Annotated in this window: 16 protein-coding genes; 1 reads left to right on the top strand and 15 read right to left on the bottom strand. The window is 47.4% G+C overall.

Annotated features, from left to right (window positions below; translation table 11 throughout):
• Positions 1-120 precede the first annotated feature (120 nt).
• The 5 genes from L9W92_RS09250 to L9W92_RS09270 all read right to left on the bottom strand — a co-directional run bounded on the left by L9W92_RS09250 (position 121) and on the right by L9W92_RS09270 (position 6,005).
• Positions 121-537: a GtrA family protein gene (locus L9W92_RS09250; RefSeq protein ID WP_240083474.1), complete on the bottom strand. Its 417-nt coding sequence runs from the start codon at positions 535-537 to the stop codon at positions 121-123.
• Positions 527-1,504, bottom strand: a complete 978-nt coding sequence (locus L9W92_RS09255) for a glycosyltransferase family 2 protein (protein ID WP_240083475.1) — start codon at positions 1,502-1,504, stop codon at positions 527-529. Before L9W92_RS09255 ends, L9W92_RS09250 begins: the two co-directional genes overlap by 11 nt.
• 13 nt (positions 1,505-1,517) lie before the next feature.
• Positions 1,518-3,653, bottom strand: coding sequence for a glycosyltransferase family 39 protein (locus L9W92_RS09260; protein ID WP_240083476.1), 2,136 nt, complete (start codon positions 3,651-3,653; stop codon positions 1,518-1,520).
• 147 nt (positions 3,654-3,800) lie between these two features.
• Positions 3,801-5,240, bottom strand: coding sequence for a sensor histidine kinase (locus L9W92_RS09265; protein WP_312038082.1), 1,440 nt, complete (start codon positions 5,238-5,240; stop codon positions 3,801-3,803).
• A gap of 57 nt (positions 5,241-5,297) precedes the next feature.
• Complete coding sequence (locus tag L9W92_RS09270) at positions 5,298-6,005, bottom strand: response regulator transcription factor (protein WP_240083478.1); 708 nt, start codon at positions 6,003-6,005, stop codon at positions 5,298-5,300.
• Between the two features lie 410 nt (positions 6,006-6,415).
• Here L9W92_RS09270 and L9W92_RS09275 point away from each other — a divergent pair, with 410 nt between their 5' ends.
• Complete coding sequence (locus L9W92_RS09275) at positions 6,416-6,916, top strand: hypothetical protein (RefSeq protein WP_240083479.1); 501 nt, start codon at positions 6,416-6,418, stop codon at positions 6,914-6,916.
• A 121-nt stretch (positions 6,917-7,037) separates the two neighbouring features.
• On the opposite strand, the gene L9W92_RS09280 is transcribed toward L9W92_RS09275, so the two are convergent.
• From L9W92_RS09280 to L9W92_RS09325, 10 genes are all read right to left on the bottom strand, one after another.
• Complete coding sequence (locus tag L9W92_RS09280; protein WP_240083480.1) at positions 7,038-8,549, bottom strand: sensor histidine kinase; 1,512 nt, start codon at positions 8,547-8,549, stop codon at positions 7,038-7,040.
• Complete coding sequence (locus L9W92_RS09285) at positions 8,546-9,229, bottom strand: response regulator transcription factor (protein WP_240083481.1); 684 nt, start codon at positions 9,227-9,229, stop codon at positions 8,546-8,548. The genes L9W92_RS09280 and L9W92_RS09285 overlap by 4 nt, the downstream gene beginning before the upstream one ends.
• 261 nt (positions 9,230-9,490) lie before the next feature.
• Positions 9,491-10,015 (bottom strand): LysM peptidoglycan-binding domain-containing protein, encoded by a 525-nt coding sequence (locus L9W92_RS09290; RefSeq protein ID WP_240083482.1) that lies wholly within the window; start codon positions 10,013-10,015, stop codon positions 9,491-9,493.
• A 115-nt stretch (positions 10,016-10,130) separates the two neighbouring features.
• On the bottom strand, positions 10,131-10,865 hold the full coding sequence (locus L9W92_RS09295; RefSeq protein ID WP_240083483.1) for a M48 family metallopeptidase: 735 nt from the start codon (positions 10,863-10,865) through the stop codon (positions 10,131-10,133).
• A gap of 3 nt (positions 10,866-10,868) precedes the next feature.
• Positions 10,869-13,973: a type I restriction endonuclease subunit R gene (locus tag L9W92_RS09300; protein ID WP_240083484.1), complete on the bottom strand. Its 3,105-nt coding sequence runs from the start codon at positions 13,971-13,973 to the stop codon at positions 10,869-10,871.
• Positions 13,973-15,268: a restriction endonuclease subunit S gene (locus L9W92_RS09305; protein ID WP_240083485.1), complete on the bottom strand. Its 1,296-nt coding sequence runs from the start codon at positions 15,266-15,268 to the stop codon at positions 13,973-13,975. Before L9W92_RS09305 ends, L9W92_RS09300 begins: the two co-directional genes overlap by 1 nt.
• Before the next feature lie 212 nt (positions 15,269-15,480).
• Entirely contained in the window at positions 15,481-17,064 is a 1,584-nt protein-coding gene (locus L9W92_RS09310) for a type I restriction-modification system subunit M (RefSeq protein ID WP_240083486.1), read from the bottom strand.
• The gene (locus L9W92_RS09315; protein WP_240083487.1) at positions 17,039-17,770 is read right to left on the bottom strand and encodes a restriction endonuclease subunit S domain-containing protein; all 732 of its coding nucleotides are present in this window, start codon (positions 17,768-17,770) and stop codon (positions 17,039-17,041) included. Before L9W92_RS09315 ends, L9W92_RS09310 begins: the two co-directional genes overlap by 26 nt.
• Complete coding sequence (locus L9W92_RS09320; protein WP_240083488.1) at positions 17,724-18,041, bottom strand: HNH endonuclease signature motif containing protein; 318 nt, start codon at positions 18,039-18,041, stop codon at positions 17,724-17,726. The genes L9W92_RS09315 and L9W92_RS09320 overlap by 47 nt, the downstream gene beginning before the upstream one ends.
• 553 nt (positions 18,042-18,594) lie before the next feature.
• Positions 18,595-19,836, bottom strand: a complete 1,242-nt coding sequence (locus L9W92_RS09325; protein WP_376741798.1) for an MFS transporter — start codon at positions 19,834-19,836, stop codon at positions 18,595-18,597.
• Positions 19,837-19,863: the final 27 nt, after the last annotated feature.

Here is a 19,863-nt window from a genome sequence, read left to right on the forward strand (position 1 = left end):
GTGAGGCGGCGTTACCGCTGTAGCTTCTTAACGAATAAAAGCATAATAATCCTGATGATATAAGTATTAACAGCAAGCTTATTTTCAATATATGCTTCTTCAAAAACATCATTTGGCTGCTCAGGATACTTCACCCCTGGTTTTTTGGCTCTCCGCGAATACCCAGAGCCGGTTTCCCATAAAGTTCACAATGACGCCGGCAGCTGTGGCCGTTAACTTGCAGAGCCAAAGGTTGAGATGGTTTACATCGTGCAATACGGCTAACAGGCTGGACGACACCAGCAAGGAAATCCCGTTCACAACGATAAAACTCGCGGCTTCCTGGAGGTTGGCTTTTCTCGCCACCCGGAACGTCCACTTTCGATTGAGAAGGTAACTATTCACGACACCAGCCGAATAGGAAAGCACCTGGGCGAGCAAATACGGCACCCCGCAGAGATTCAAAAGGAAAAAGGCGGCAAAGTCCACCGCCGTATTGGCCACCCCGACGGTACAAAAGCGCAGAAACTGAATAGTCCTGTATTTATCAGAAAGCACTGTAAATCACCTCAATTTCATGCTCTGCATCTTCAACCTCCCGCTTGTTCCGGAGAATATACAGCGGCCGGTTTCTCGTCTCGTCGTAAATCCTGCCGACATACTCTCCGAGGATCCCCAAAACGATCAATATCACGCCGTCCGTCAGCAACAGGCAGGCGATAAGGGACGACCATCCGGCAGCCGCCCCGGTGTTGAATAATCCTTGAGCCAAAGAGACAACCAGGTAGATAAAACTGGCGAACGAAATCATGAAACCGAGATATGCGGCCAGCTTCAACGGTTTGTGGGAGAAAGACGCAATCCCGTCCATCGAAAAGCGCAGCATTTTCTTCAGCGGGTATTTCGTTTCCCCCGCAAACCGTTCTTCCCGGACATACTCAACGGCTGTTGAACGGAAGCCTACCCAACTGACCAGGCCGCGGACGAAGCGGTTTTTCTCCCGGACGCCGCGCATGGCGTCGCACACTTTCCGGTCGATCAGGCGGAAGTCGCCGGTATCCAGCGGAATATTTACTTCCGTCAGCGCGCGCAGAGTGCGATAGAACAAAGCGGCGGTCCATTTTTTGAACAGCGTCTCCCCTTTCCGTTTAGAACGCTGCGCATAGACGACTTCATAGCCCTCTTTCCACTTATCGATCATGAGCGGGATCAGCTCGGGCGGATCCTGCAAATCGGCGTCGATAATCACCACGGCATCCCCGCGGGCATAATCCATGCCCGCGGTAATAGCTATCTGATGGCCGAAATTACGCGAGAAATCAAGCAGCCGCACACATTTGTCCGACCCGGCAAAGCTCTCGATCAGTTCCGCCGTCCGGTCCCGGCTTCCATCGTTGACAAACAGCAATTCATACGGTTCACCGGTGGCTTCCATCACCCGCGTCAGCCGGCGATAGGTTTCCTCAACAACAGCCTCTTCGTTATAGACCGGAATGATAATGGTATATCGAACGTTTCTTTTCATCACATCTCATCCTTTAGATATTGATTTCGTATAGTGTCTCACTGTTCCCCATGCCCATGGGACGGCCGCCTTGCGGGCTATCTTGGGCGGAGTTCGATTGCCATTCTTCTTTAGGAACCTCCGTGCCGTTGGCGCGGATCCAATCCATCACTTCGCTGCCGCCGCCTCTGCCGCCTGAGCCGGATGAAGGGATCAGGAAAAATTTCACCTTTTTATCCGCCACCATTTGTGCCAGCTTCTCGGCTGTGAGAATGGGGTCCGAACCGCTGAACCCGCCCATGGCGACAACAGCTTGGCCGGTCTCGATAATATAAGATTCAGCCGTGGATGCCTCAGGAGTCATAAAGAGGTAGGCTTCCCCCGTATTGTTCCTGGTGACATACTCAAGCAGCTTGGTATTGATACTGCTTGAGTTCATGCCGCCGCCCATGCCCTGCCTTTGGCCGAAACCCTGCCGGCTTGGTCCGGCCTGCGGCAGCATGCTGTTGTCTCCATAAAGAAGCGGAGTGGCCGACCAGTATAACGGCGCCGCCAGCAACACCAGCATCCCTGCTATCGCGGCAATCGACACCAGCTTTTCTTTCTTGGCGGCCAGCAGCAATAACAGCGCCAGCCCGGTTCCCGCGACTCCCATGCCGATTAACCAGCCCGCGCCGATTTGCTCTTGGTAGGGCTGCAGGATATATAGCTCAAAAGCCGTGGTAGCCAGCAACCCTGCCGGCAGCAGCCACCTTTTCCAGCCTTCTTTATTGCGGTACTGGTTCCATAGCTCTGCCCAGCCTGTTCCCGCCAGCGCCGCGACCGGCGGGGCGAGCATAATCAGGTAATATTGATGGAAGAAGCCCGCTACGCTGAAAAACACCATTGTCGGAAGCAGCCAGGCCAGCCAGAACAAGGCTTCCTTCTGTTTGGCAGTCAGCTTTCTCAGGCGCGTGCCGGCCAGCAGTCCCACGCAGGCGAACGCTACAAAGGGCAGCAGCCAACTGGCTTGCCCGGACAGTTCGGATTGGAGCAAACGCAGCGGCCCGGCCCGGCCGGTTCCGAACATACCGCCTCCGCCTCCGCCACCCTGCCCTGGCGGTCCACCCCCGCCTGGTGCCGGGCTTAGTCCTTCATTAACCCCAGGGTAGCCCCCCGGGCTATTGTTTCCGTCAGGCTGCATCTGCTGCTGGTCGGGCATGTTGCTGCCAGCCTGCTGTACTTGCTGCCCGCCGGGCATATTGTCGCCATCCTGCCGCGTTTGCTGCCGGTCCGGCGTTACGTCCTCTTCCTGCCTTGTCTGCCGCTGGTCCGGCGGCGCGCCGCCGGATCCCATGCCTCCCCTGCCCATTCCCTTCAAGCGGGCTATCCCGTTATAGCCGAAGGCAAGCTCCAATACAGAGTTTGTTTGGCTGCCGCCGATGTACGGCCGGTTTTTCTCTGGGATCATATCAACAACCACCGCATAGGACAGGGTTACCACAGACATGACAACCGTCGCCGCCGCAAGCACAGCCAGTTTCTTTTTCCACCCGGTTTTGAAAGCCAGCAGGTAAAACACGTAAAAAGCCGGAACAACCATGTAAGCTTGCAGCATTTTCATATTGAAGCCCACGCCGATCATGGCGAAAGCGCCCAAGAGCCAAGCCAACTTTTGATTGTTGACCGCCCGGAACAACATCCAAGTGGCCAGAAGGAGGGTAAATACCAACAAGCTGTCAATATTATTTGTTCGACTCACCGCGACGGCAATCGGAGTACACGCCATTACCAGACTGGCCAGCCGGGCAGCCGTTTTGCCGTACGTCGGCTTGACCAGAATATACATCAGCAATACGGAACCAACGCCGGCCAAAGCCTGCGGAAGAATCACGCTCCATCCGTGCACCCCGAAAATATAGGCGAACAACGTCTGAACCCAAAACGTGACCGGCGGTTTATCCACCGTGACGTAACCGCCCGGATCAAGAGAAGCGTAGAAAAAATTGTGCCAGCTCTGCAGCATGCTGGTTACCGCCGCAGTATAATAAGCGTTGGCGTACTGCTCATTCCAGATTTTATAAATATTCAAGAAAGCGGCCAGTAAAGCAATGCCGATCAGGATAAAATCCAAACGTTGAAGTTTCCCCGGTTTTATTTTGATCTCCCCCTCTTGCGAGCAACCCCGCATGATGTCCCGGCTTTTTACATTACAATAATACCCCTTTTCCCTGAATTATCCCTTAACGGCAACTGAACATTGATTGAGTACCGGCTGAATATACCCTGAATAGGGAGGGGGTCAGGCTACTAACTTATTAACTTATTGACGAATTCGTCAATAAGTTAATAAGTTAGTAGCCTGACCCCCTCTACTCTCTACTGTCGGCAACTCAATTCTAAATACGGCGCCAGAAGCGGAATTTTCGGCAGAGATCATTCCGTTGTGCTTTTCAATCACATTTTTGCTGATAGCCAATCCGAGCCCGTAATTTCCTTTTTTACCCTTATAAAACCTCTCAAATATATATGGAAGTTCATTCTCTTCAAAACCGGAACCGTCATCAGAAATTTTAATTTCTACTCTGTTATTTTCAATAATATTTAACAAGATCTCAATAGTACTATTTGCATATCGTATGCAGTTACTGATTATATTTGTAATCGCACGAGAAATCTTTTCTTCATCCGCATAAATTTCAATATTTTTATCGAGTTCATTTGAAGTAATTTTTTTGTTGCTATTAACGGCAATTCCACTCATACGATCAATACAAGTATCAATTAATTTATTAAAATTCAAATTGTCAAAGTGATAATTTTCCTCTATTGCATCAAGGCGTGATAAATATAGCAGATCTTCCACCAGATTGGTCATACGCCTGGTTTCACCGATTATTATATCGGCAGCGGCATCACTATCAACAACGTCATATTTGATGCCTTCGGCGTAACTCTGAATAGACATAAGCGGTGTTCTGAATTCATGGGATACATTTTGCAGAAAAGTTTTCTGTGCTTGATCATAAGTTTCAAGCTTTTCAGTCATAATATTAATATTATTGACAAAATCGTGCAATTCATCATCTGCCTGCAAATAGATTTTAGCGCCGAAATTCCTTTCCGCTATAGCTCTGATATGTTGATTGAGAGAAATAAAAACGGCAGATATTTTTTTTGACATCTGAGAAGAAAAGAGCGAAATAATCAAAGCCGAGAAAATCAGGATAACAAGCAGGATAATATTTATTCCCTTTTGCAACTGATTAACCTCTTGAAGACTGGAGTATATGATAATCCACCCTAATCCGAAAGAGTTCTTTTGAGATACCGGCTTGATAATTGCTATATATTCAGCACCGGATAAATGAAAGTTCAAGTATGATTCATCGTTAAAACTTTTTAACTTCATCTGGTCATTTATCTGGCTCAAGAGTTCAGCAGGAGGCTTGAAGGATTCTTCCGGGAAAGGTGTTATTCTATTTTTATCTTTATCCAGTAAAATATAATCCGCATTCAAGACAGACAGAGGCTCTCTTAATGAACGGTCCAACATAAAATAAAATCTGACAAGGTCATTATTGGGCGCATCAGGAAAAGGAGGCGGCGGATTAGGCTCTCTCTCAGGGCCCGGAAGTCCCGGAAAAAAGTCCGGTCCTTGCAGCAACGCAGTATCTTCAGTATGTGAGGCGATTCTATCCAACTGGCCAATAATCTCTTTTTCGATGTACTTTCGGACAGCAATATTAAATATTATTGTTGTCAGGGTGATCAGCATGATGATTAAAACAAGGTTAAATTTAATAAGTCGCCATTTAATGGTGTTCCTCTTCATTTACCCTCTACCGATTGGCTTATCCTGTATTTTAAAACCAAATCCCCACACTGTATCAATTTTTAGAATCGAACCAGCGTTAGAAAGCTTTTTTCGGATTCTTTTGATCATATCATCTGTCGCACGGGTCTCCACCACGTTTTCAAATCCCCACACTTTGTCAAGAAGTTCATTGCGGCTAACAGCTCTGTTTCTATTGATAGACAGATAATAGAGCAATGATAATTCCATTCCTGTAAGTCCGATGTTTTTATTATTAATCTCAGCCGTTTTGGTATCAGGATTTATTGAAATATCTAAAATCTTAACAATGTGATTACTTCCTACGTTGCTTTTATCAAATTCAATTCTCCGAAAAACACTTTTTACTCTGGCAATAAGTTCCATAGGACTAAGCGGTTTTGTAAGATAATCATCGCTTCCCAGGGTAAGCCCGGCTACCTTGTCGGATTCGGTATCTTTGGCAGACACAATAATAATCGGCACATTACTTTTTTGGCGGATTAGTGAACAAACAGTATATCCATCCATCTCAGGCATCATGATGTCTATTATGAGCATATCTGCCGGTCTGAAACTAAAAGCCTCAAGAATGGCGCGTCCATTATAGAAAGCTTCAACATCATACCCTTCTTTAATAAGAAATGATTTTATTATATTACAAATATTGATCTCATCATCTGCAACATATATTAATTTTTTATTCATAAATATCACTCACCCTAAATTATTTTACCATTTTATAAATGTAATTTCGCTGAAAAAACTTATTGCTTTAATTTTGCCACAGTTTGGCGGATATTTTTGCATTAAATATATATATAATGATAGGTTGGAAATTAAACGACGTAATTTGGCATATAAAGTTACAATCTTATTTTCTTGCCACAAGTTTGCCACATTACAGATATGTTGAGAAAAGCAACACCTGCCGATAATTATAATAGACGATAGCAGTATGCAAATTGAAAACTCGTCAAACCAATTTAATTATTATATTTATTCGCAAGTTTGCGAATCATCATTATATATATATTACTTTATTAAACCTAATAAATTAACTTGACAAGGAGGGTAGCGGAAATTTATAAACCATAATTTTAAGGAGGTAAAGGTAAATGAATGCAATTCAAAGTGTCAGCGCCGCTAATTTTATGATGAACACGAAAGGCATTAATAACAAGAATGGACAAGACCCTTTTTTAACCGATGCGGCTAGTGTTTTAGGGCTTTCATACGACGAACTCTTGTCAGAATTGGAATCGGGTAAGGACTTAGACACCATCGTTACAGACCAAGGTTTGAGCGTGGATGAATTTCGTGAAAAGATGGATGAGCTGAACCCCAATAAAGGTCAAGCTGACAGTACTCGAGATGCGGCTCCGCCACCGCCGCCCGGCAAAGGAACCGATCAATTTTTGACTGACGCGGCAAGCGTTTTAAACCTCTCATCCGAGGAGCTAACAGACCTGCTGGAATCAGGCAAGGACTTACAAACAATAATTGAGGAACAAGGTTTGACCATGGAAGATTTTCAAAAACAGATGTACGAACTTTTCAACAGCCATCAAGCCGCTAACGTCGATCAGGTTGGCAACATAGTTAATGAAACAGTCTAATTAAAACTAAACAAGAAAACACCACGCTGGAAGGCAAGCGGGGGCGGTTCTTGCCGCCGCCATGAACAGGCAGAAACAAGAGCTGTCCCCCCATTGCCTCTTCGCCCCTTGAGAACCGTTTTTATTTCTGAACCAGCTCCTCCCGAACCGTCCCATTTGCCTCATTTGCCTGGGCGGGAAGCCGGATATGAAATATGCACCCTTCTCCCTCTTGGCTTTCAACGTTAATTGTTCCTCCGTGAGCATTAACAATGGACTTGGTAATTGCCAGGCCTAAACCGGCGCCGCCATATTTGCGCGTCCGGGAGGAATCGCTGCGGTAAAAACGATCAAACACGTGCGGGAGATGGTCTGCACTGATCCCCGGCCCGTTGTCTTGAAAGGATAACTGCACTCCATTGTTCTTTCCGCATAATGAAATGCGGATATGGCCTTTTTCGGGGTCCGTGTGCTGCACCGCGTTATGAAACAGATTCAAAACAACCTGCTTCATTTTGTCCATGTCAAATTTGCATTTCATGTTCGGCTCGACCGACAAGTCAAGCTTCCTGCCGTCGGCCAGGATGCGCAGCTGCGGCTCCATCTCCTGGATAACATTATCCAAAAAGCCTTCCTTTAGCTCAATGCGCGGTTCGCGGTCAAGCTTACTCAGGAGAAGCAAATCATGCACCAATTTTGTGAGGCGGCCCGATTCGCTATGCATGCTTTTTAATGATTTATGCAGCTGCTCAGGCTGATTGGCCGCGCCGCGGAGCAATACCTCCAGAAACCCGTGAATAGATGTTAACGGCGTGCGCAGTTCGTGAGAGGCGTCCGCTATAAAGCGGCGCATCTGTTCTTTAGTTTCTCTTTCCGCTTCAAAAGACGCTTCCAGCCGCTCCAACATGCCGTTAAAGGATTCCGCCAAACGATCAATTTCCACCTGTCCCTGCCGGGTTGGAAAACGCCTGTCTAAATTCCCGGCGTCAATTTGTTCCGCGGTATCCACCATGTTGAATAAAGGGACCAATGTTTTTTTAATTATCGGTAAAAAGCCGAGCAGCCCAAACAGCATGGCGGCAAGGGAGAGGAGCAAGAAAGTGAAGAGCTGGCGCACAAGCAACTCCTTGAGCGGGTTGGTCAAAGTACTTGCCTGAATGACGCCAAGCACCTGCCCGCGCTCAAAAACCGGCTGAAGCACCACTAATTGTTCCGCTCCCCCGGCATCATTAATTACCCTGTAGTTCGTAACCGGTTTTTTCTTCAACGCGTCCATATACTCCTGGGATGCCAATTTGGGCGGACTCGCGCCGTCAGGCCCGCTGAACAACACGGAATAGTTGCCCTGCGGATCAACAAAGGCTACATTTGCGTCAGGAATAAAAAAACGCGGCGGGCGCGCAGCACCATACTCCTCGCTCATGCTGAAATGCTGCCAGGCTTCAGGGGCGAGCGCCATTAGCTGGCTCTGCATCTGGCTCTGCATGATGGAGGCCTTATTTCGGTAAATAACTTCCCGCATAAAAACATATTGAAACAGGCCTATAAGCATAAGCAAAACCGCGAGGATCAGCAAAGAACGGGACAACAATTGGACCCGGAGCGAGTTGGGAGCGAAAAAGGCTTTGAGCTGCGTCCTTATCTTACGGTTCATGGCAGATCAACACGGTAGCCTGAACCGCGCAAGGTTCGTATTAACTGATGGTCTTTGTCGTTTAATTTGTCCCGCAAAGAACGGATATACACCTCGACAATATTTTCCTCGCCGCCAAAATCATAGCCCCATACTTTTTCTAAAATCATCGTTTTGCTTATAACCAACCCATGATTAAGAACCAAAAATTTAAGAAGCTTATACTCGGTGGGAGACAATTCCATAACCCTGTCTTCGAGCCTGATCTCTTTGCGGCGGTCATCGATATGAAACGGCCCGATCACTACTTCCCCGAATAAATTTGGAAATTGATTACGGATTCTGGCATAAATCCTGGCAAGCAGTTCCTCAAAGCTAAACGGCTTGATCATGTAGTCATCGGCTCCAAGCGTCAGACCCTTCACCCGGTCATCCACTTCATCCTTGGCCGTCAGCATGATCACAGCCACATTCTCCGTTTTTTTCAGCATCCGGCATACTTCGAAGCCGTCCATTCCAGGCATCATGACATCAAGAATAACAACGTGCGGCTGGAATTGCTTCATCATGGTAATGGCTGTCATCCCATCCTGGACGGTTTGCACCTCGAACCCCTCGTTTTGCAGGCCGAGTTCCAAGAATTGCAGGATATTCGGCTCATCGTCCACTACTAATATCTTAATTCCTTTTAATTGTTGCATCGCCTATCACCACCTTCACATCCGGGACACTCCACCGGGGACATTCCATCCGGGACATTCCATCGGGGACATTCCTCCGATAGGAGGTGTGTCCCCATTCCTTTGTCACTATATTCATATTATCCGGGTTATAACTGAAACCATACTGAAGAAAAACTGAAAACTTGTTGAATATCTGCAGTATAAAGCTTGCTCATCAAAACTTGTGCAAAAAAGGCTCAAGGGTTATCGCCCCGATAGCCCTTGATTTATTTGAAAGCTCTATTGCCGGAGCTTGTCAGTTTCTCTCGGCACCTTAATAATCTGTCCTATATTTAATATACTATTTACTTTCATTTTATTAAACCGGGCCAGTTCAGAGGCGTAACTTTCCGAACCATAATAATAAGTTGCGATTGTTTCAAAACAATCACCTTTCTGGATTTCATAATAAATAATTTCATCAGCAGGCGGAGTTTGACCTGCCGGTTGTTGATCTACTGATTGTTGATCTATTGATTGTTGATCTATTGATTGTTGTTCTACCGATTGTTGTTCTATCGGTTCGCCGACTTGTTCCTTGAATGAAACATACTCCTCACCCTCATTATTTTGCACATTTTGCGTTGGCGGTACGGACATCTCAAGTTTGTAGATCCTAACACCCATTACGAATATCAATAAAACCGTGATCATCAAACCCAGCATTAAATGCTTCTTTTTTATGAAACTAGTATCCTTTGAATAAATTATCTCTATATCCTTAATGCTTTTACCTATGATTTCACTATCGTCGATTCTTTTCAAGCTACGTTTCCCCCTTGCATCTTCCATCAAACAGCCTTAGCCAATTCTTCAATTTTTCCGGAAGTGACAGCCAGTTCCTGCATGGCGGCGGACATTTCCTCATCTGTTCTCACAATCAATTAGTGCCCAGTCCCTTCACAACCTCGTGATCAAGGATTCTTTTTCGCTCTTTCCAGTCCGGCATATGCACCGTCAAGAATTCATAGAAAGCTTGATCATGCTTGGGATAAAGAAAGTGGGCCAGTTCATGCAAAACGACATAATCAACACAGGGCGGCGGGGCCTTGTATAAATAATAATTCAGATTGATTTTGCCGTACCTTCTGGAGCAGCTGCCCCAAATAGTCTTCATTCTTCTGACCGAAAGTGCAGGCTTGTTAACACCATGTTTGGCGACAATGGGATAAAACCTGTCAATAACCGCTAAAAAATAAGTTTTGCTCTGTTTTCGCCACCAGCGCCCGAATTGATTTTGCAAAGCTTGCTTGTCCCCGGCTGCGGGGGAAAGAATATAAACATAATCTTCCTTTTGTTCAATTTTGTAGCTATTCGCTTCATTGACCATGATTCTGACTTGCCTGCCCAAAACGCGGGTGGTTGCTCCGCTGCGTATTTCTGTTTCAATATCATCTGCTTCAGTGTCTCTGAAATAATTCAATGACTTTTCAATCCACGCCGTTTTGCTTCTGAGAAAATCATTGATATACTTATCCGGTACTCCATGTGGCGCCGACAGCTTCACAACACCATTCGGAAACACTTTCAGCCGGATTCTTTTTACGCTTTTGCGCTCAACAATTACCTCAATATCGCCCCATGGTTTAGTCAAGGATAATTTCTTGGAAGTCATAATCTAATACCTTCTCACCGCCGTTGTCATAAGTCCTTCCAGGATAAGATCAATCTTCTCGACAGGCAGTTCGATCCCGTGTTCTTCGAGAAAATCCCAGATTAGATCATCAAGCGCCTGCGTCATATCTTTCTGCACCGCTACGTTAAAGCGCCAGTCAACCTTGGCCCGGTTGGCTATCGACTTTTTCACCTCAACAGCCAGGCGCCCCATCGCTTCATCTGTTTCCGGCGAAACATCCTTTATCGCCGCGGCGATGATATTTTGAATCGAGCCGTAAAAAGCTTTCGCGTCACTGTCATTGTCTATGCAGGCCGGATAGTGGTGGCTGGTATAACCTCTTCTGAAATCATCCGCGATTTTCTCCATTTTACAGAGATAAGAATGATCATTTCGCGACGCCCGGTATTCTTCCAGGGTTTCTTTGAGCTGCTCGGAAAACTTCTTGTGCAGCAGCGGGTCGTCATAACGGCAGGTCTCCAGCTCTCTGTCCATGCGCGTGCGAATGGCGTCACCTTTGGCGGCCTTGCTGTCCAGTTTTTCAAGCTGCTCCTTCATCCCCTCGGAATCATGAATGGAAACAGGCTCAACAATAATTTGACCTGGCTCCGCCAGCACAAAGTTGTTCAGCAGGCTGCGGATGCCGTCTTCATACCTGCTGAAATCCACTTTTTCGTTGTAGCGGAGCAAAATTGCCCCGCGCAGCTTTTGAAAATGAAGCAAATCCCGCTTATATTTTTGCATCCGGCCGCAGCCAACCGCGTCATACAAAGCATAGCTGCCCGTGGCCAGGTCCAGTAAGCGGGAAAATAATGAAAGCCGCTCGTAAAAAAGCTTTCTGAGATCGCCATCCGCCAATGCGCTTTGCCAGCCCTCGGAACGGTTCCGGTCAAAGTCCTGCTCATCAAAGATAGCCCACAATTCCCGATGGGCGTTTTCCAGTTTGACCTTCTGATCACCGGCCCCTAAAATAGCATTTTCTATATCGGCCTGCTCGTATCCATCCATGCCCGATTTTTCGTCTGAATACATATCCATGGCGGTATTCAGCCTGCCGAAAATACCCCAGTAATCCACGATGAGTCCGAAATCTTTGCCTGGACACACGCGGTTGACCCGGGCAATGGCCTGCAGCAGCGAATGCTCCCGCATGGGTTTGTCCACGTAAAGCACGGCGGCCACCGGCGCGTCAAAGCCGGTCAGGAGCATGTCTTTAACGATCAGCATATCCACCTCTTCGGCACTGATGAAGCTGCTTTTGGCCCAGTCCGCATATTCCTCGTGGTTGTTGCCGAAGAGCGGCTCCACCTCTTCTTTGAAAAAGTCTTTTATTTTCTTTCTGCTTTCGCCGGTCAGCTCCTCACCCTCACTTATATTTTCGGGCGATATCACCACCGCTGTTTTCACCCCGCCAAGCTTCCTGATAGAGTAATGCAGGTCAATGGCGGCCGGACGGGACGAAGCCGCGACCATGGCCTTCAATCTCTTCGGCTTGGCGTAGCTGATGAAGTGCTCGTGAATATCAAAGGCCACCATGTCGATCCGCTGCCTGGTCTGCGCCAGGGGCAAAAAGCGGCTCCACCTGCGCTTCATATCTTCCTGCCGCTCCCGGCTCAGCGGCGCGATGATGTATTTGAGATAATCGTCTATCCTTGCGCCGGACACGTCCTGGGGAATAATCCTGCCCTCGTAGACCAGGGGAACGATGACGCCGTCTTCCACCGCCCGGTCAATCGGGTAACTGTCGATAAGCGGCCCGAATTTTTTATAGGTGTTGAATTTGTCTTTCTTAAGCAGCGGCGTGCCGGTAAATCCCAGCTTGATCGCGTTGGGCAGCACGTCAATCATCATGTTGTGCAGCTGGCCGTACTGGCTGCGGTGGCTCTCGTCAACCAACAGGAATATATTGTCGTCTTTAATTTTAATTCTCCTTTTGGCCGCAGTGTCAAATTTATGCACCAGGGTGGTAATGATCGTCACACCCCTGTCATTCAGCAGGTCGATCAAGCCTTTGCCTGTTTTCGCCCGGACCGGGTTAAGCTGGGTTTTGGCAAAATTATCTCTAAGCTGCTTGTCCAGATTGATCCGGTCATTAACCAGCACAAAACGGGGGTTTATTATCTCCGGGTCGGACAGGATTTTTTTAACCAGCATCACCATGGTCAAAGACTTGCCGCTGCCCTGCGTATGCCAGATCACCCCGTTTCTGATATTCCTGCCGTCTTCACCTTTGATTCGCTTCATAGCCGCGAGAATGCCGAAAAACTGCTGGTAGCGGGCTATTTTCTTCACATTTTGGTCGTACAGGGTAAAATAGCGAATCAATTCCAGCAGCCTCTCCCGGGAGAGCAGGGAAACTATGGCTCTGTCCTGTTCGTTAACCAGTCCGTCGGGGCTGACATTCCGGCATTTTTCCTGCTGCCACTGGTAGTCTCTCTCCCGCCAGACGCTAAAATACTCGGCAGGCGTGCCGCAGGTGCCGTATTTGACAATATTGGGGTGCATGGCCATGACGATTTGAGAGAATTTGAACAAATGGGGAATGTAGCCGGGCTGCCAGTTGCGCACGTTTTGCGCGACGCCCCGCTCCACGTCCACACCGGATTTCTTGCACTCGATCACCACCAGGGGAATGCCGTTGACGAGCAGCACGATATCAGGCCGCGCATATTTGCCGTCCGGCCGTTCCACCGAAAATTCGTCGGTCACCTGCCAGATATTGTTTTCCGGCTGCTCCCAGTCGATAAACTTCAAGTCAAAGGACTGGCGGCCGCCGTCGAACAACTCCTCCTCATAGCTGTTGCCGGAGACAAGCAGGTCGTAGATCGTCTTGCTCGCGGACATCAGGCCGGCAACAAGCGGCGCGTCGATATCCCTGATTGCTTTGCCGAGCGACCGGCCGGAAAAAGGCGTCCGTTTGCCCCGGTACACAAAAGACTGCCGGTGCAGAAACTCGCGCAAAACATCGGGGAACAGCACGTTGGAAAGACGCCCCCGCAAGATTTCCGCCTGGGAACGCGGTATGTACTGATAGCCTAATCTTTCTAAAATTTTTATCGCCCGGTTCTGACTCTCCGGGCGTTCATCGAATATGGTATGGTCGGGCATTAAGAAGAAACCTCCTGCGTATTGACTCTGATAATACCTGTCAGCAATAACTGCATTAAAGTTTTTTTCTGCTTTTTCAATTCCTCCAACTGCTTTTCGTGCAGGTCAATTTCCTGGTCTGCAGTGGATAGGACTTCGGCAATGGCGGTTTGTTCCGGGAGTGGCGGGAGTAGAAAAGATATCTTTTTAATGCTGTTTTTATTAATACCATACACAGAAGTACCATTGGCTAACACTGTAAATTGTTTTTTTACGTCAAAAGTACTAAAGCAATATCGTTTAAAATCATCAGCGATCGATTCACTTACTGGACGGGCAATTATTGTGTGCAGCCCCGCTATGAACGGAATGTTATTTTTCTTTTTCACTACAATATATTTACCCATTCCTTCATAATCCTCAGATGTGTCCACAAACACAATATCTCCATTATTTAATAGGCAATCGGTATTTAAGTCACTAATCGCAGTTAATAACTTGGGGAGTTGGGAATACTCTTCTTCGACATTAATATAATTCTTGGTTGATTTATGAATATCACCATAATGCAAATAGCAAATACCTTTATCTGTTTGCAATTCATTTCTTGAAAAAGAAAGCCCGCCTTCAAATCTAAATAAATCCCCCAGCCGTACCTCTTTCCATTCGTCAGTGAAACCTGGAAGGCGCTTTTTACCTGACAGCAGGTTTTGCATCAGCCATTTTTTCTGCCGTTTTTTTTCTCCGATAAGCTTTTCTTTTAATTCAATGGCTTTGTCCCACGTTGAGAGGATTTTTACTATTCTTTGTTGCTCTTCAATATTTGACGGTATACAGACAGAGGTTTTATTAAAGTCATCCCGCCCGAGTGTCCTGTTTCTCCCCGCTCCGCCCGGCGAGGCCAATTCAAGAAGGCGCCTGCCAAACGGCGTCAAAAAAACATACCATAAATAATTTAAATCCGCATTTCCTTTCGACCGCCACATCGGGAACCGGTGCGAGGCAATCATTCCTTCTTCCCGGAGGGTTGTGATTGCGACAGCCTGCTCCCACGCAAAAACAATATTAATAATCAAGCAGTTCGCCTCAACCCAAAAAACGGACTTGTTCCCCAGGTCGCTTCCTTTAACCGGCTCTTTATAAAAAAGCCCCTTACCGTGAGAACGGATGCCTATTTCCCGGTATTCACGATCAGGAATGACTTCCACCGGTCTTCCGATTTTACTGAGCAAATTACCTAATTCAACAACTTTCCAGTCGCCCGGGTAGCTTTTGTAAGGTCCTTTGGCTACAGAGTATTCACTTTCTTTCTGCATTATTGTCTCCTATGATCGAAGCCCGCGGGATGTCTTAAAAACGATGCCCGCGTCGATATTCACTTAAACAATAATGCCCTTTAACCCGGCTGTCAAGGACTCTGTGGCAAATGAATCTTACATATTAGACGCTTTCACCTGGAGCGGGCAGGTCTTCGGGCATGGTGCGTTAATATCCTCAAAGGTTTTATCGCTATATTTTTGTATCTTACTCATAATCCCAACTCCTTCAGACACTTGGCCATCCGCGCCTCGACTTCGGCAAGCTCTTTCTGAATGCCGGCTATATTGTTTTTCACCTCTTCAATATCCACCAACGCTTCCTCTTCAAAGGTATCGACATAGCGCGGGATATTCAGGTTGTATTCGTTGGCCCTGATTTCGTCAACGCCGGCCAAGCGGGCAAATTTTTTCATATCCACCCTGTTTTTGTAGGCGTTTACAATATCCTCAATATGTTTTGTTTCGAGTTTGTTCTGGTTCTTGTCCTTTCTGTAGCGGAGTTTTCCGTTTTCATCCTTGCCGGAGGCGTCAATAAAAAGCACGTCGTCACGATTGCGGTTTTTCTTGAAAACCAAAATACAGGCCGGAATGCTTGTCCCGTAGAACAAATTCGCAGGCAGGCCGATGACCGCGTCCAGCAGGTTCCTTTCGATCACAGCCTGCCTGATCCTGCCCTCCGACGCGCCCCTGAACAAAACACCGTGCGGAGCGACGGCGGCAATCCTGCCGCCGCTCTTGAGGCTGGCGATCATATGCAGCAAAAACGCCCAGTCGCCCTTGCTGGCGGGAGGCACCCCCCAGTCAAAGCGGTGGTACCGGTCAAGCGAGGCTTCCATTTTGAACTCTTTGCCTCTGCCGGTCACCTCGCCGCCGGTGTTAAAACCAGCCGCCCATTTATCCTGGGAAAAGGGCATGTTGGCCACGATGACGTCGAACTGCATGAGATTGCCTTCCGGGTCCAGGTGCAGGGGGTTGGCCAGGGTATCGCCCCAGAGGATCCTGGCGTCCAGGATCTGATGGAGAAACATGTTCATTTTGGCCATCGACCAGGAGGAACCGTTCATTTCCTGCCCGTATAACGAAAGGCTTTTGATTAAGCCGTTTTCCTTTTCCTTGGCTGTTTTTCCGGTTTTTATGAGCAGGGAACCGGAACCGCAGGTGGGGTCGTAGATGGTGTCGCTTATTTTGGGGTCGACGATGCGCGCCATCAGCTCCGACACTTCGGAGGGCGTAAAGAAAGAACCGGCTTTTTTGCCGGCTTGGCTGGCAAACTCGCCGATCATGTATTCGAACGCTTCGCCTATTGTGTCGGAGACTACCTTGCCTTCCTCCGGCCTGATGGAAGAAGGGCTTAAGTCAAGGGACTCGAAATCTTCCAGCAACTCCCGCAAGCGGGTGTTTCTTTGCCTTTGATTGCCCAGCATGGCTTCACTGTTAAAGTCAATGTTCCTGAATATTCCCGTGAACAGGGCAGGATTGTCGTCTTCTATGCCGCGCAAAGCCGTATTGATAAGCTCCCCCAGATTATCTTTATATCTTTTGCCATAAAGCCAGGAAAAGCTTTGTTCTTCCCTGATGACAAAGGGAAGCCTGCTTATCGCTCTTTCCAGCCGCACCGGATTCTCGTATTTTTTTGTTAATTCCGCGACGTTTTCCAGGTAGGTGTCGCTCAGGTACTTAACAAAAAGCATCGGCAGGATGTAATCTTTATAGTTGGCCGCGTCGATAGCTCCCCTGAATGTATTCGCACCTCGCCAAAGCGCGGCCTCAATGTCTTTTCTGGAAGTCGCCATTATTATTCCTCCCTGGTATTTGCGTGACGCCTTTTATTACTGCCGCCATCAGCCTTTGATCCGCCGCGATTAAATCACCCAGCAGCCGTTTTCTTTTCTTGTGCAGCAGCCACATCCGGCCGATGGTTATTTGTCTTTCATATGTTACGGCGGGAATATCCAATGCCGCCAAAGCCTTTACGGATATGGAATTAATCGCGGCCACCGAACCGACAATATTGCCGTTCAGCAGGGCGATACCCTGATTTTCCAGCAGGCAGGCAATATAGGCGGGAAAATAGTTTTTCTGCAAGCGAATAATAATCAGGTTGCTTGAAAAGGTCGTATTCGGCACATCTTTCAGCACCAGCGTCGCCACATCCGGATTCAGCCGCTTCAGGATAATATCGTTTTTCCGGACAAAATAGCTCTTACTAATGGGAGTTTTTCTTTTTATTTCCGATGCGCTATGTATATCGTTAAAAACTCCCAAATGCTTCGGCTGAATAAAATTATATGTGATAAAACTTGCCTTGTATAGAAGCTCGTGTTGCCTGGCATCGGGCACACCATTGAATATGCCGGCGATTTCCCCCAGTTTTACGTTTTTTACAGCCGTCGCTTCCCACCCCCTTATCAGCGAACACCCGGCGGAATATGGTTTGCCACAGCCCTGCCGGCTAATATTCACCCTGGTAAGAGCACTTCCAAACAGGCCAGTTGTCACCTTTGCCACGGTTGTTAAGCCAATGCAGCGGCTGGAGATTGCTTAGATCATCCGTTCCGCCTTTGGCCACCGGCTTTTCATGGTCGATTTCCCAACCGAAGTCGGAGTCGATATTGCCATATTCGGAAAATCTAATCCATGCGCCGCAACGGTCTCTCCTGTACTCGCCCTCGTTGTACCCCGCAACGATGGTAGCCTTGTTCCATACGGCCAATATCGTCCGCGGTTCGAAAGATTCATTCACAAGCTTGCGGTTTTGTCGGTCTGCCACGGTCTCTCCTTTCCGAGACAAAGTGCTTCATCAGCAAGGCCATAAAACTACCTGTAATGACATGGACGCGCTGATTTCGGCGGCAGGCCCGGAAGCATCAATTCCGGGGCCTGTCTTTTTATCTCTACATTTTATACATTATCGCTCATGGGACAGGTTTGATACCATTAATTACATTATAACAAAATAATTGCCAAAGTCAACATTTTTATTTTTGTTAATCGCCAACATATCAAGATAACGTTATTTTTAGCGCAGCACATATGAATATTTACCGTTTTAGCCTGTTTGTCTCTTAACATAATGCCTATAAAAAATTCCTCTTTAAAATAAAAAAATAGGCTGGAATGCCTATTTCCCCATCCGCTTAAAGGTTTTAAAGGTTACCTGTCTGCCGGCTTTATAACTAGTCGAAAACGATTGCTACGAGGTCGTAAGGGATTATATGCTGCTCTATCAGCCAAGCTTATCTGGCAACCCTTTTCCTGTGAAAAAACCGCCCTAACTAAGTATAGTGACAGTTATCTCATTGTTAAGGAACTCCTTTGGAGCATTATTCCTTGTCAGCAGTCCTATACCGTCTCTGGGCAGCGCTTATATTAAATACCGGAACAATAAGCAGCATGCCCACAAAAAACAACGCCCCGGATATTTCGTACATGCCGACAAGAGAAAACCGGGTTTTCAGCCATCCGGCCAGACTTATCATAATTACCATGGCGCCCATGAACATCGGATTCAGCACCCCGTTCACCCGTCCCACAAATTTTTCTTCCGTCGCATTTAGAATTAACGTGTTTATTCCAGTGTGGATGCAAGGATAAAACAATCCGCTCAAGAATTGGAAACCCAGCGTTATAACCAGGCTGGTGGACAGCCCCACTCCCGCTACTGATATGGCGCTAACCAGAAGCCCCGTCGCGAGCAGTTTCTGCGCCGCAACTTTTTTTGAAAAACTGATGATGGCGCCGCCTCCCAGCAACATAGCCACACCATTAACCATCATCAGCCATTGCAAATTTTCTTTTGGCAAACCCAGCCGCTCAATCACAACAAAAATCCCAAGGGGTTGGATAATCCCGATCCCAAAGCCGGCGGCTATAAACACCCCGCCAAGCGCCGTCAACACTTTATTATGCCACACGTAGCGAAAACCGTCGGCCAGCTCCCTGGTGAAATCGTTTTCCGGCCTGTCATAATCTTTTTTATCAGGCGGTAAAAAAGTAAGCGCACCGGCCGACAGCAAAAAAGCCACCCCCATCACGCTGATTGCGGTATGAATGCCGAATCTCTGGTAAACAAAAGTGCCCAATAGAGGTCCCACGATCAAAAAAATAGCCATTAATGTTTGGAACATGGCCATCCCTACCTGGATTTGCTCCGCCGGCACGTGAACTTTAAACAATTTCATAGCTGAAGGCTGAGAAAACTGCGACAGAATGGCAGAAATGAAGGTAACCAGAAAAACTGCCTCCCATGTTCCAAAAATAATTGTCAACAGCACGATAAACACTGAAAGCGCGCTTAACAAGTCGCACAGCACCATAGTTCTTTTGGGGCGCCAACGGTCCGCGTATGTCCCGCCAATAAAGGAGAATAAAAATATGGGGGCAAATTCGGCGACAGAGATGAGCGAAACCGCGAAAGGGTTATTATCAGTACGCTCCATCACATACAACAGGATGGCAAAGTTACGCACCCAGATGCCAATTTGCAGCAAAATGCCCGAGAGCAAGATGGCACGAATAAATCGATTGCGGAAAAGACCGGCGGTTCCTTGCGTCAATGTTAAAATATCCCCCTTCTCTGAACTCAGGCATAC

The sequence above is a fragment of the Pelotomaculum terephthalicicum JT genome (genome assembly GCF_022410535.1).
Taxonomy (GTDB): domain Bacteria; phylum Bacillota; class Desulfotomaculia; order Desulfotomaculales; family Pelotomaculaceae; genus Pelotomaculum_D; species Pelotomaculum_D terephthalicicum.